Below are 13,404 nucleotides of genomic sequence, written 5' to 3'. Positions count from 1 at the left end.
GGGGCACGGCGGTGCCCGGCACGGGCCGCCGGTCCGCGGGGGCCGGTACGGAGGACGGGGCGGGTGGGACGGGCACACACGGACCGAAACACCCTTCCCGGAGACCGAAACCGGCCAGTTCGGACAGGTGGAGGGGAACCGCACGCCCGGATTTTCCGTCATACTCGGTGGTGGTCGTCCGACGAGGGACCGACCGCCGGAGCCCCCAGACTTCCCGGCGGCGCCGAACAGACCACAACGGCCCCGTCGGGGCCCGTACAAGCCAATGGTGACCCATTCCCCCGGCCGATAAGCTGGACGTGGCGGTTATGCGGTCTTTTGAGGGGATGAGTACTCGATGGCAATGTCGGCAGGTTTCCCCATGGGTGAGGAGCTGCCGGAGCGCATCGGCCACTACGTGATCCGCCGCCGCATCGGATCGGGCGGCATGGGCGTGGTGTACCAGGCCGAAGATCCCCGGACCCAGCAGTTCGTCGCGGTGAAGGTCCTCAAGCCCGAGGTCGCCGGAGACCGCATCGCCCGCGCCCGGCTCGCCCGCGAGGTCGAGACGATGCGCCGGGTGCAGAGCCCCAACGTCGCCGAGGTCATCGACGCCAACATCGACGCCGAGCTGCCCTGGGTGGTCACCGAGTACATCCCCGGTCCCACCCTGGACGCCACCGTCACCGACCACGGGCCGCTGCGCGGGCGCGCGCTCACCCGCTTCATCACCGGCCTGGCCCGGGCGATCAAGGACATCCACGCGGTCGACGTCATCCACCGCGACCTCAAGCCCGGCAACGTCATCATCTCCAACGGCGAGCCGATCGTCATCGACTTCGGCATCGCGCACGCCGTCGACGGCGCCAAGCTCACCCAGACCGGCACCTTCGTCGGCACGCCCAGCTACCTCTCCCCGGAAGTCATCGAGGGCACCGCGCTGGGGCCGGCCACCGACATCCACGCCTGGGGCGGCACCGTCGCCTTCGCCTCCACCGGCCGCCCGCCCTACGGCGCGGGCGCCTTCGAGGTGATCTTCTTCCGCATCCTCAACGGCGAGATCGACATGGACGGGATGCACGAGGCGCTGCGGCCGCTGGTCACGCGCGCCGTCTCCCGCGACATGCGGCGCCGTCCCACCGCCGCCGAGCTGGTGGAGGAGGCCGGGCGGCTCAACCTCGACCTGCCCTGGACCGAGGACCCCGGGGCCAAGTCCGCGGGGCTGACGGGCGGGCACACCGTCTACCACTCGCCGGTGCCCGGGAGCGATACCGGCGGCACGGCCGCCGCGGACCCGGGCGGCTCCGGGGCGGGCGCGGGCGGCGCCGCGGGCGCGGCCCTGGGCGGCGCGGCCGGGTACCTGGCCAGCCGGATGACGCAGGGCGGGGGCGAGGGCTGGACCAGCGGTCCCAACCCCGCCGCCAGCGCCTGGTCCGCTCCGGGCGACCAGCGCCGGGAGGCGCGCTCGGAGTCGGGCGGCCTGCCCGGCGACGAGGCCACCGACGACCTCTCGGGCGGCCGCGGCCGCGGCTGGGAGGACGAGGCCACGGACGACCTGTCCGGCGGCTGGGGCGCCGGTGAGGAGGCCACCGACGACCTGGGCGGGGCCGGCACCGAGCGCATCGGCCCCGGCCGCTTCGACGACCCGGGCGACCGGGGCACGGAGCGGATCGCCCCCGCGGGGGCGGACGACCTGGACGACCCGCAGGGCACCATGCGGATCGACCCGCTCGCCGACGACGCGGGCACGCAGCGCTTCACCCCGGTGTCCGCCGGCGACGACCAGGGCACCGTGCGGATCGACCCGGCGGACGGTGGTTCCAACGACCCGCAGGGCACGATGATGCTCGACCCGGTCGACGGCGGCTCCAACGACCCGCAGGGCACCATGATGCTCGACCCGCGCGAGACGGCGCGGGGCAAGCGCTCCTCCCTCGACTACGAGGAGCCGTACGAGCAGCAGTACGAGTCGCCGCAGACCCAGTTCTTCAACACGCCGCTGCACAAGGGCGACTTCTCGGACATCCTCACCCCCGTCGACGAGGACGGCGGGCGCAGCCGGCACACGCAGGAGTTCGACGAGGACGACGAGGAGCAGGGCGGCTGGCTGAACCGCTTCCGTCGCGGCGGCAACGACCGGATGGGCGGCTACTTCCGGGGCGACAACAACACCGGCGAGTACGACGAGTACGACTCCCTCTACGAGGACGGGGACGGCGAGGAGTACGAGGAGCGGGTGTACCAGATGCACCCGCTGATCCTCATCCCGGTGGTGCTGGCGCTGGCCGGCCTGGGCCTGGTGTTCCCGTGGATCGGCATCCTGCTGGGCATCCTGGTCATCGCCGGGCTGAGCGCGCTGGACGTGGTCAAGGCCGAGCACGCCAAGCGGCTCCAGACGCGCGGCCCGCGCAACTCCGACAGCGTGGTGGTGGCGCTCAGCTTCCCGTGGGCGTTCGGGCGGATGCTGCTGCGCACCGTCGGGTTCGGCCTGGTGTACCTGGTGGCGGGCATCCTCGTGGGCCTGGTCTACGCCCAGATCGTGGAGACCGGCGACTCCGGGGCCAACTACATCGGCGGGTTCGCGGTGTTCGTGACGATGCTGCTCAGCTACCTGATGCCCAGCGGCCGCCAGGCCCGGCACCAGGCGGTGTGGCTGGTGGAGCGGGTCCGGTTCCGCAACCTGTACCTGTACATCGGCGTGATCGTCGCGGTGGTGCTGCTGACGATGCTCATCCTGTCGTTCGGCTTCGGCTCCGCGCCGGACTGGCGCCTGGGGCCGCTCCGGGGCCCCTCGGACTGGTTCAGCGGCTGACGCCCGCCACGCGTCCCGGACGCCCCCGCTCCTCCTCGGAGAGCGGGGGCGCCCCCGTTTCCGGGGGAGTGCGGGGGCCGTGGGGGCCGCCGGGCGCCCCGGTGCGGGGGCGGTGCGGCTGCGGGGCCGCGGCACGCGGTGGTTAAGGTGTGAGAAGGGCCTCCGACCCCGCGTGCGCACGGCCCGGAGAACCGGTGGAACGCCTGATGGCGCCGCTCGTTCGGTTCGCGCTATCCGTAGGGGTTAGGGTTTCCTAAGTAAAAGCGGGGGCTGCGGGTTGGCCTTCATGCTACTAGCCAGTAACATCTGGACTATGAGCACACCGCGGGGCCGATCGACCGGAAAGACCGGACCCGCCGTCGGATGACCGAACGTCGTTCGACATTGTTGGGCAGTACGGGGCGCGCCAGCGTCCGGCCGCCGCACGGCGGATCATGGAGTGCAGGGAGGTCGGCCACCGGCCATGAATATTGTCGTTTTGGTCAAGCAGGTCCCGGACACGGCGACCGAACGGAAGCTCAACGCCGCCGACAACACGCTGGACCGCGCAGCGTCCGACGGCGTCGTCAACGAGCTCGACGAGTACGCGATCGAGGAAGCCCTCCTGCTCAAGGAGAAGCACGGCGGCGAGGTCACCATCCTGACGATGGGACCGGACCAGGCCACGGACTCGATCCGCAAGGCGCTGTCCATGGGCGCCGACAAGGCCGTCTTCGTCAACGACGACGCCCTCCACGGCTCGGACTCCCTCCAGACCGCCTACGCGCTCGCGCAGGCCCTGGGCACCCTGGAGTTCGACCTCGTCGTCCTGGGCTCGGAGTCCACCGACGCCCGCACCGGCGTCGTCGGCGCCGCGCTCGCCGAGTACCTCGGCCTGCCCCAGCTCACGCTGGCCGGCAAGGTCGACGTGGACGGCGGCGCCATCAGGATCCAGCGGCAGACCGACTACGGCTACGACGTCGTCGAGGCGCAGCTGCCCGCCGTCGTCTCCGTCGTGGAGAAGATCAACGAGCCGCGCTACCCGTCCTTCAAGCTGATCATGCAGGCGAAGAAGAAGCCGGTGGACAAGAAGTCCGCGGCCGACGCCGGCATCGACACCGCCAAGGTCGGACTGGCCAACGCCACCACCGAGACCGTCGACTTCGCCGCCGCGCCGCCGCGCGCCGCGGGCACGATCGTCAAGGACGAGGGCGACGGCGGCGTGAAGATCGCCGACTTCCTCGCCGAGAAGAAGTTCGTGTAGGTCAGGCGAGAGACTCAGGAAGGTTCAAGGATTATGGCTGAGGTCCTCGTCCTCGTCGACCACGTCGACGGACAGGTCAAGAAGGTCACCACCGAGCTGCTGACCGCCGCGCGCCGCATCGGCGAGCCCGCCGCGGTCTGGGTCGGCGAAGGTGCGGAGTCGGGCAAGGCCGCGCTGGCCGAGTTCGGCGCCGAGAAGGTCTACGTCGCTCCGGCCGAGCTCAACGACTACGTCGTCGCGCCCAAGGCCGAGCTGCTCGCCAAGCTCGCCCAGGACAAGGGCGCCGCCGCCGTCCTCGTCTCGGCCACCGCCGAGAACAAGGAGATCGCCGGCCGCACCGCCGTCAAGCTGGGCTCGGGCGTGCTCACCGACGTGGTCGACGTCAACGCCGACCTGGTCACCGAGCACAGCATCTTCGGCGGCGCCACCGTCACCCACGGCCGCGTCCGGACCGGCGTCCCGGTCATCGCGGTCCGCCCGAACTCCATCCCGGCCGAGGCCGCCGCCGGCGCCGCCGCCGAGGAGGCCGTCACCGTCGAGCTGTCGGACGCCGCCAAGACCGCCAAGGTCGTCGAGCGCGTCGTCCAGGAGCAGGGCGAGCGCCCCGAGCTGACCGAGGCCGCCGTCGTGGTCTCCGGCGGCCGCGGCGTGGGCTCCGACGACTTCACCGTCGTCGAGAACCTCGCCGACTCGCTCGGTGCCGCCGTCGGCGCGTCCCGCGCCGCCGTCGACTCCGGCTGGTACCCGAACCAGTTCCAGGTCGGCCAGACGGGCAAGACGGTCAGCCCGAACCTGTACATCGCCCTGGGCATCTCCGGCGCGATCCAGCACCGGGCCGGCATGCAGACCTCGAAGAACATCGTCGCGGTCAACAAGGACCCCGAGGCGCCGATCTTCGAGCTGGTGGACTTCGGTGTCGTGGGCGACCTGCACACCGTCGCCCCGCAGCTGACCGAGGAGATCAAGAAGCGCAAGTAGCCGCACCCACCCGTGACCGGCCGCCGCCGGTCGCGGGCGGCGCGGGTACCGCGCTCGCGAGCCCCGAACGCCCGGCCAGGACCCTGGCCGGGCGTTCGCGCGTCCCGGGCCGGGGGAGCGGGACGGGGTGACCCACCTCTCCCGGGAACGGCGATCCCCTGCCCGCAGCCGGTTCCGCACCGGGTTGTGGGGTTCGTGGGCCGGGGGCGCCCGGGGATAAGTAGGCTTAGCGGAATACCCGGTCCGCAGCGCGATGGGAAGGGGTCCATATGGGTGCTCCCGATGTGGATGTGACGGCCTCCACCGAGTGGTGGCGCGGGCTCAACCAGGCCAAGGCCACCACCCGCCCCGCTTCCGAGGCCGAACCGCTCATCGCCGAGCACCTGCGCTGGTACCCCAAGGCCGACACCGCCCTGCTGGCGCGCGCCTACGCCGTCGCCGACCACCTGCACCGGGAGCAGAAGCGCAAGAGCGGCGAGCCCTTCATCATCCACCCCCTGGCCGTCGCCACGATCCTCGCCGAGCTCGGCCTCGACACCGCCACCCTCGTCGCCGCGCTCCTGCACGACACCGTGGAGGACACCCCGTTCAGCCTCGCCCACCTCGCCGCGGAGTTCGGCACCGAGGTGGGCGTCATGGTCGACGGGGTCACCAAGGTCGACCGGTCCATGTACGGCAGCGCCGCCGCCGGCGAGACCTTCCGCAAGATGGTCGTGGCCGCCCGCGACGACCTGCGGGTCCTGCTGATCAAGCTCGCCGACCGGGTGCACAACCTGCGCACCCTCCAGTTCCAGCCGCCGCACAAGCGGGTGAAGATCGCCAGGGGCACCCGGGAGCTGCTCATCCCGCTGGCCGAGCGGCTGGGCGTGTACAAGCTCAAACGGGAACTCGAGGACCTGTGTTTCGAGTACCTGGAGACCGAGGAGTTCGAGCGCACCCGCGAGTGCGCCGCCCTGGTCCGGGGGCGGGCGCGGCCGGAGACCGAGGCCCTGACGGTGGCCCTGCGCGACAGCCTGGCGGCCTTCCGGGTCAAGGCGGACGTGGAGGTGCGCCCGCGCCACCTGGCGTCGGTCTTCCACTCCGGCGCCCCGCTGGCCGCACTGGACCCGCAGGCGACCGTGCGGTACCTGGTGGTGGTCCGCGGCGAGGAGCGCAACGCCTACCTGGCGCTCGGGGCGGTCCACGGCCGGTGGCAGCCGGTCCCCGCGAAGTTCCGCGACTTCATCGCCTCGCCCAAGTACAACCTGTACCGGGCGCTGCACACGACCGTGCTCACCGACACCGGGCACCGGGTGCAGATCATCATCTGCGACAACCGCGCCCAGCAGGTTTCGGAGTACGGGATCATCGCCGAGATCCACGAGCGCACCGGCCGCGACGGGCGGCTGGCCGCCGGGGGCACCACCGACCCGGAGTGGCTGACCCGGCTGCTGCGCTGGCAGGAGGGCGCCTCGGCGGAGGAGCTGCTGGAGGGGGTGCGCACCGACCTGGCGGACAGCATCACGGTGCTCACCGCGGACGGCGTGGTCCTCATGCTGCCCGAGGGGTCGACCCCGGTGGACGTGGCCTACGCCCTGGACAACGAGATCGGCGACCGGTTCTCGGCGGCGACGGTCAACGGGCGGCTGGCGCTGCCCAGCGCCCAGGTGCGGGAGGGCGACACCGTCCAGATCATCACCAAGACCGAGCCGGGCCCGGACCGGGCGTGGCTGGAGTCGGTGCGCACCGGCAAGGCGCGGGTGGCGATCGGGGCGTGGCACCGCACCCGGGACCGCGAGCGCGCCGAGGTCGCGGGGCGGCGCAGGATGGCGGAGTCCATGGGCGGCGACCGGAGCCTGATCGAGGCGGAGTCGTCGGGGGACATGATCAGCGTGGCCCGGCGGGCGGGGTACGCGACGCTGGAGGAGTACTACGTGGCCATGGGGTACGGCCAGATCGACCCCGCGGACGCGCCGGCCCGCCCGGCCCCCGCCCCGCCGCGCGAGGGCACCGACACCGAACCGGCCTGATCCCGGTGCCACGGCCGCCCCGGCGGGCGGGGACCCGCCGGCGGCCGGGTGCGGCGGTCGGGCGCGGGGCTCAGGTGACGTGGCGGGCGCGGGCGCGGATGCGCGCGGCCGAGACCGGCTCGTACACCGAGATCGCGTCCGTGAGCAGCTTGGGCATGCGCGGACTCCGGCCCTCCTCGGGGATGAGGAGCAGCGGGAGAGAACCGGCCTCCCGCGGTGGCGGGGTGTTGTCGATCCCCGCGGAGAGGAGCTCCCGGTGGCCCTCGGGGGTCCGGGGCCAGGTGAGGACCGACTCCCCGGCCTCGATGGGGCGCGGGAGGGAGTCGACGACCTCCCACATCGGGTCGGTGTTCGTCTCCTCGACGAACACCACCCCCAGGGCGGTGGGCAGGTAGAGGGTGCCGCCGTCGCAGCCGACCAGGACCGAGGACCAGAACCTGTTCGGGCAGAAGACGTAGACGCGCTCGTTCCTCATGTCGTCGGCGAGGCGCTCGGCGGCGTCGGCGTCGGGGAGCGGTATCGGTTTCTGCATGGTCCGATCCTCACACCTGCGGGCGGGGCCGGTGGGGGTTTCCCGGTTTTCCGCGGAGACGGGAGGGGTCTTCGCGACCGGTCCGGGGCACGGGACCGGACGGTTCAGACGCCGACGGGCCGCCGCTCGCCGGCGGCCGCCTCCCGGCCGGGATCCTCCGCCGGGGTGCGGCGCAGGCCGCTCACCAGGGTCAACAGGAGCCCGCAGGCCGCCCAGGCGGCGAGTACGAGCCAGGGGAACGCCAGGTCGGCGTCCGGGAAGTAGGAGAGTCCGCGCACGAGGGTGGCCGAGGCCCCGGGCGGGAACCACTGGCCGACGGCTCCCCACGCGCCGGGGAGGAACTGCGCCGGCAGGGTCGCGCCGGAGATCGGGTTGGCGAAGAGCATCATCACGACCGGGCCGACGGCGATGCCCGCGCGGCCCAGCAGGGAGACGAAGCCGACGATCGGCGCGGCGATGGCGCCCAGGGCGAGGCCGAAGGCGGCGGCGTTGGACCAGAAGTCGCCCTGGAGCGATCCGAACCAGGTCTGGAGGATGCCGGTGAGCAGGGTGCCGCCGACCGCGGAGTAGGCGAGCACCGCGACCGCCCGGCGGCCGGCGCCGTGGACGGCGAGCCCGATGGCGATGCCGCCGATCATGCCGCCGAGCAGGAGCGGGAAGAACGCGGAGGAGAGCTTGCCGCCGTTCGGGTCGTCCTCGGAGTAGGGGACGACGTCGGTCACCGTCAGGGCGACGGGCCGCCCGCCCTGGTCCGGGGCCTGCTCGGTCAGCGCGGCCTGGAGGGGGGCCGCCAGCTGGGCGACGGGCTGGTTCAGGGGGCCGGTGGCGGAGGCCGTGAGCAGTTCCGGCTCCGGGCCCAGGACCACGGCGCCGGCGACCTCCCGACGCTCGACGGCCTCGACCGCGCTGTCGCGGTCGCCGAGGATATCGGTGTCGAAGAGGCCCTCGGAGTCCTCCGCCAGCCGGGCCCCGAGGGCCTCGACGGCCGCGTCAGGACCCACCAGCGCGATCGGGACGTCCTTGGGCTCCGCGGTCACGGCGGGCCAGGAGAAGGCGAGCACGACGAGGGCCACGACCGCGGTCAGGGCGGTCGCGATGCCTAAGGCGCGCAGGAGGGGCGTGGGTCCGGGGGCGGCCGGCCGGGGTGTCGGCGAGGAGGTCTGAGACATGGCTTCTCCAAAAAAACGAATGTTCGTTCTGTATAACATATGCTGTCCCCATGCCGAAAGTGAGTGACGCGCACAGGGCCGCCCGCCGCGACCAGATCCTCGACGCCGCCGAACGGGTGATCATCCGCGACGGTTACCGCGGCGCGTCCATGGCGGTGATCGTCAGGGAGACGGGCCTGTCCACGGGCGCGGTGTACGGGTACTTCGAGGGCAAGCAGGAGCTGTTCCGGGCCCTGGCCGAGCGCACCTTCGACCTGAAGGTGATGAGCTTCGCCAGGCCGCAGGGGGAGCCGCCGCGGTCGCCGGGCGAGGTCGTCCGAGCGATCGTCCGGGTGCTGCAACGGCACCCGGCGATGACCGTGGCGCCGCAGATCTGGGCCGAGGCGACCGTCGACCCGGAGATCCGCGCCATCGTGGAGATGATCTTCGGCCGGGTCCGGGGGATCATCCGGGCGGAACTGGCGGAGTGGGCGGCGGGCGAGCCGGAGGCCGTGCGGGGGAAGGACCCGCAGGCGTGGGCGGAGCGGGTGACGCCCGTGCTGCTCTCGTCCATCCCGGGGTTCATGCTCCAGCGGATCGTCGTCCCCGGGTTCGACGAGCAGGCGTACCTGGACGCCCTGTCCGAGGTCTTCCCCGGCTGACCTGTGCCGAGGCGCGTGGCGGGCCGGGAGCGCGGGGGGTTCCGCTGCCGTGCGCGCACCGCCACCGGACCCCCGCGTTCGACTCGGGAGGCGCCGGAGGGGGAACGGGCGTCGGCCCCGGCCGGGGCGCGGACGTGCAGGGAGGGACCGCGTTCCCCCTGAGTACGGGTACTCACGACAGGGGAGCGGCCGCGCCCCACCATGGAGGGCATTCCACCTCTTCATCAAGGGAGACGATGAACGCTCATCCCCTCGTCCGGCTGACCTTCGCCAACCCGGCCTCGGCGATCTACCTCGGACTCGTCGGAAGCTCCATCGCGGTGGCCGCGGCCGTCACCGCGTTCAGCACGGACCCCGGGTTCATCTGGGTATGGCCCGCCATGTTCACCTTCCCCGCCTTCGCGGCCGTGACGACCATCGCCGACGCGGTCTGGGGGCTGGACGCGCCCCTGTGGTTCCTCGGCGTCGGGCTCGTCGTCTGCGCCCTGGTCCAGTCCTTCATTCTCGGATCGCTCCTGGCCGGTGTGCGGCGCCTCTTCCGCGGGATCCTCGGCCCGGCCCGCGACTGACCCGCGCGGTTCCGGCCGGTCCCCCGGGGCGGGCGCACGCGGAGTGTGCGCCCGCCTCCACCACTCCCGGAGTCCGACCACGTGGGAACGGTGATAGGGGTCGCCGTCCGATACGCCCGCGGACCGACGGGTACGCAGCGGCCTGGTCCGGGCCGTTTCTACCCCGGGGCGGGGAGTGTGCGCGATACCCGCAGCTCGGTGAGGTACCTCTTGGTGATCCGGCCGTCGTAGCGGCGGTCGATGAGCGCGGCGATGCAGCCCAGAAGGCCCTCCCGGGCCTGCGGCGGCAGAGCGCGGTGGCCGGAGTAGGTTCGCAGCACGTCCAGGTACCCGGCGGTGGTGTAGGCCAGGTCCCACTCGTAGCGCCGGATGGTGACGGGGCCGAAGCGGCCGCTGCGGGCCACCTCGTCCGCGTGGTCCGAGGTGTCGATGTCCGCCGCTGCGGGCAGCCGCGTCCCCGGGACGGTGGCGGGGTCGAAACGCTCGTAGCAGTCCTGCACCTCGACGAAGAACTCCTCGCTGCCGCCCGCCACGTGCTGCGTGCCGATCACGGCGAGAGCGCCGCCGGGCCGCAGGGCGTCGGCGGACTTGACCATCCGCACCACTGGATCGATCCAGTGGAACGCCGTCGCCGCGACGACCGCATCGAACGGCTCCTCCGGCAGCGGCCAGGTCTCGAAGTCCGCCGTCACGACCTCCACCGCCCCGAATCCGGCCAGGTTGCGCCGGGCGACGGCGGCCATGTCCGCGCCCAACTCGACGGCCGTGACACGGCAACCGCGTTCGGCGAGCGGCAGGGTCGCCTTGCCGGTGCCCGCGCCCATCTCCAGGACGCGGCAGCCGGGGCCGATGCCGGCCATCGGGGCGAGGTCGTCGAACAGCTCCGGCGGATATCCGGGCCTGGCGCGGTCGTACAGCTCCGCGTCTTCGTCGAAGGTCCGGCTCAAGCGGACACGGCGCGTTTCGTCAGGGGTGTCATCGCGCATGACAGCACACTAGATCCCGACCGGTGCGTGTCGGCCTGAAACGGGGCCGGTTCCGCACCGGGAGCGCCTGACGGCCTCGGGCCCGTTCTCCGTCCGCGCCGCCGTGCCCACGAGAGCCTGAACCTCTGGGAACGGCTCGGAATCTACAATGTACAGCTCGAGGCGGGCCATCCTCGCGTGTTCGTGGGGACGGTGTTCGTCCCGGGAGTGTTCAGGCAGACGGCCTACCGCCCGCTGGAGGCGGGGGCACCACCGGTGCCACAGCAGGTGGTGATGTCCTTGGCGATCCTGCCGGTGGTGGTGCTGGATGCGGAGGGTGTGCTGCGCTTGGTGTTCGAGGGGCACAAGCAGTGCTGGCGAGCCCCTGGGAAGCCCCCGTTCCAGCGGGGGCTCTTGCGTGTCAGCTCCCTCCGCCACCGTCGCCGCCTCCCGAGTCGCCGGCGGGCGGGATCCATGGATCGGCTTTGGTCTGCAAGGAGCGCTCCCGTGCTTCTCTGCTCATCATGATCCAGATGAGGAGGCCGATTCCCGGGGGGATGGAGAGGACGATCAAGAGTTCCAAGAGGGGTCCTGTCAGCGGTCGAGGGTGTTGAGGAGCGCCGCCCATTCTCCGGGGGCGAATCCGAGATGGCCGGCGGCCCGGTTCCGGGTGTCGCGGACGAGGGTGGCGGTGGGGGTATCGGCGGCCCCGATGTAGTTGTTGCCGGTGCCGCTGTAGCTGCTCTTACGGAACGCGACCTCCACGCACTCGCCTTCCCCACTGCGGTGGCCGGACTTGAAGAACACGGGTTCGCTCATGCGGGTGGTGTACCCGCCCGAGGGCGGGCGGGGGCGGCCGGAAGAGGACAACGGCTCGGTTCGGGTGTTGTCCCGATCATGTCGTCCCAGCACGACCATGGCGGCAGGGACAAAGACAAAACGCCGAGCGACTGGCGGAAATCACGGAAACCGTGTCTGAATGTGCCACGGTTCCATCCCCGCGTGCGCGGGGCTTGCCGAGCTTCTCGGGCCGCGCCCCCGCGGTCTTGCGGGCCGGTGGAGAACCGGGCGATACTGCCCGCATGTGCACCCGCCCCGCCCACCTCGGACGCCATCACGTGTGCCTGGAATGCCGGGTCGGGTTCAAGCATCGTGTCGATGAACCGCGCGCCCGGCTGTGCCCGAACTGTGCGGGGGAGCTGATCGACGCCGGGAGCGATCTGGAGGTGCCCCGGCGCGGTGATGACGCCGGTTGGCGGGTGCTGGGGACGCTGCTCCGTGCCGGGGTCACCTTCCACTCCACCTGCTGCGACGGCCCGGGATGGCGGCCGCGCACCATGGCGCAGGTCAGGGAGCGGCTGGCCGCCGCCGAGCGCACCGGTGTCCCCGTGGCCGAAGCGCTGACCACTGTCGACGTGGACGGGATCGGTCGCGGGTCCGGGCCCCGGGCGGCGCTGAGCGGGGGTGAACCGCTTCCTACGCCGCAGGGGTTTCCCACCTGACCGGGGCGTGAGTGGTGTGTCCGCACGTCGCGGCTCTGGCGGGGGTCGGGTGAACGGTTTTCCGCCGGGTGGGTAGGGGACCTCCGGGAGGTGGTCGCCGTGGGGGACGGTGTGAGGATCCGGGCGGGGCGCCGGGTGGTCGAGGTGAAGCGCCCGGACAAGGAGCTCTTCGGGGCGGGCGGCCCCACCAAGGAGGACCTGGCCCGCTACCACGTGCGGATCGCGCCTTTGATGCTGCCGCACCTCAAGGGCCGCCCCGTGGCGCTGGAGCGCTACCCCGGCGGGGTCGGCGGCCCCGGGTTCTTCGTCAAGCACCCCTCGGTCCCCGACTGGGTGCGCACCCTGGAGATCGAGGGCGAGCCGATGATGGAGGCCCGCGACACCGCCGCCCTGGTGTGGTGCGCCGACCAGGCCGCCATCACCCTGCACGCCTGGCAGTCCCGCGAACCCCGCCTGGGCCGGCCCGACCTCCTGATCCTCGACCTGGACCCGCCCGACACCGACCCCGGCGCGTTCGCCGCCTGCAAGGCGGCCGCCCGCGACGCCCGCGAGGTCCTGGAGGGGGCGGGCCTGGCCGCCTACGTCATGACCACCGGCTCCAAGGGCCTGCACGTCCGTTCTCCGCTGCGCCCCGAGCTGGACGACCAGGAGGTCCGGGACCTGGCGAAGCTCCTCGCGGAACGGGTGGCCGAGCGCGCACCCGGGGAGCGCACCACGGAGGTGCGCAAGAACAAGCGCGAGGGCCGCCTGTTCGTCGACTACCTCCGCAACGGCCGCGAGCAGCTGGCGGTCGCCCCCTACTCGGTCCGGGTCCGCGAGGGCGCGCCGGTGGCCGCGCCCCTGTTCTGGGAGGAGCTGGACGGCCTGGAGTCGCCCCGCGCCTTCGGCCTGGACCTGGAGCGCGAGGAGTGCCCCTTCCGGGGCATGCACCGCCGCGCCCGCTCCCCGAAGCGGGCGCGCGACCGGCTCGGCTGACCGCGCGCCGCCAGACCGCGCGCCGCCCGG

At 72.5% G+C, this 13,404-nt stretch carries 12 protein-coding genes; 8 read left to right on the top strand and 4 right to left on the bottom strand.

Annotated elements, in window-relative coordinates; genetic code table 11:
- Window positions 1-361 precede the first annotated feature (361 nt).
- From ABZ249_RS06620 to ABZ249_RS06605, 4 genes are all read left to right on the top strand, one after another.
- Entirely contained in the window at window positions 362-2,791 is a 2,430-nt protein-coding gene (locus ABZ249_RS06620) for a bifunctional serine/threonine protein kinase/MFS transporter (RefSeq protein ID WP_355258199.1), read from the top strand.
- A 463-nt stretch (window positions 2,792-3,254) separates the two neighbouring features.
- The gene (locus ABZ249_RS06615) at window positions 3,255-4,034 is read left to right on the top strand and encodes an electron transfer flavoprotein subunit beta/FixA family protein (RefSeq protein WP_220563069.1); all 780 of its coding nucleotides are present in this window, start codon (window positions 3,255-3,257) and stop codon (window positions 4,032-4,034) included.
- 33 nt (window positions 4,035-4,067) lie between these two features.
- A complete protein-coding gene (locus tag ABZ249_RS06610; RefSeq protein WP_220563068.1) occupies window positions 4,068-5,012 on the top strand; it encodes an electron transfer flavoprotein subunit alpha/FixB family protein in 945 nt (314 codons plus the stop codon).
- 269 nt (window positions 5,013-5,281) lie between these two features.
- The gene (locus ABZ249_RS06605; protein WP_355258195.1) at window positions 5,282-7,021 is read left to right on the top strand and encodes an HD domain-containing protein; all 1,740 of its coding nucleotides are present in this window, start codon (window positions 5,282-5,284) and stop codon (window positions 7,019-7,021) included.
- 70 nt (window positions 7,022-7,091) lie between these two features.
- Here the strand turns inward: ABZ249_RS06605 and ABZ249_RS06600 are convergent, their stop codons facing one another.
- Window positions 7,092-7,553, bottom strand: coding sequence for a hypothetical protein (locus ABZ249_RS06600; RefSeq protein WP_355258192.1), 462 nt, complete (start codon window positions 7,551-7,553; stop codon window positions 7,092-7,094).
- A 104-nt stretch (window positions 7,554-7,657) separates the two neighbouring features.
- Complete coding sequence (locus ABZ249_RS06595) at window positions 7,658-8,722, bottom strand: hypothetical protein (protein WP_355258189.1); 1,065 nt, start codon at window positions 8,720-8,722, stop codon at window positions 7,658-7,660.
- Window positions 8,723-8,772: 50 nt separating this feature from the next.
- Between ABZ249_RS06595 and ABZ249_RS06590 the strand changes: the two genes are divergently transcribed.
- Together ABZ249_RS06590 and ABZ249_RS06585 are read left to right on the top strand one after the other, a co-directional pair.
- Window positions 8,773-9,363 carry a TetR/AcrR family transcriptional regulator gene (locus ABZ249_RS06590; protein ID WP_355258186.1) on the top strand — a complete coding sequence of 197 codons (591 nt, stop codon included), beginning with the start codon at window positions 8,773-8,775 and terminating at the stop codon, window positions 9,361-9,363.
- A 236-nt stretch (window positions 9,364-9,599) separates the two neighbouring features.
- Entirely contained in the window at window positions 9,600-9,932 is a 333-nt protein-coding gene (locus ABZ249_RS06585) for a hypothetical protein (protein WP_355258183.1), read from the top strand.
- A 158-nt stretch (window positions 9,933-10,090) separates the two neighbouring features.
- On the opposite strand, the gene ABZ249_RS06580 is transcribed toward ABZ249_RS06585, so the two are convergent.
- Entirely contained in the window at window positions 10,091-10,918 is an 828-nt protein-coding gene (locus tag ABZ249_RS06580; protein WP_355258181.1) for a class I SAM-dependent methyltransferase, read from the bottom strand.
- A gap of 573 nt (window positions 10,919-11,491) precedes the next feature.
- Window positions 11,492-11,716 carry a DUF397 domain-containing protein gene (locus tag ABZ249_RS06575; protein ID WP_355258178.1) on the bottom strand — a complete coding sequence of 75 codons (225 nt, stop codon included), beginning with the start codon at window positions 11,714-11,716 and terminating at the stop codon, window positions 11,492-11,494.
- Window positions 11,717-11,979: 263 nt separating this feature from the next.
- Between ABZ249_RS06575 and ABZ249_RS06570 the strand changes: the two genes are divergently transcribed.
- Both ABZ249_RS06570 and ligD read left to right on the top strand, forming a co-directional pair.
- Complete coding sequence (locus ABZ249_RS06570; protein WP_355258175.1) at window positions 11,980-12,399, top strand: hypothetical protein; 420 nt, start codon at window positions 11,980-11,982, stop codon at window positions 12,397-12,399.
- A gap of 99 nt (window positions 12,400-12,498) precedes the next feature.
- On the top strand, window positions 12,499-13,374 hold the full coding sequence (gene ligD / locus ABZ249_RS06565) for a non-homologous end-joining DNA ligase (protein WP_355258172.1): 876 nt from the start codon (window positions 12,499-12,501) through the stop codon (window positions 13,372-13,374).
- Window positions 13,375-13,404 lie beyond the last annotated feature (30 nt).

The sequence above is a fragment of the Nocardiopsis sp. NPDC006139 genome (assembly GCF_040614155.1).
GTDB classification, from domain to species: domain Bacteria; phylum Actinomycetota; class Actinomycetes; order Streptosporangiales; family Streptosporangiaceae; genus Nocardiopsis; species Nocardiopsis changdeensis.
The sequence above is the reverse complement of the archived record's forward strand: the minus strand, read 5'-3'. Positions and strand labels throughout refer to the sequence as shown.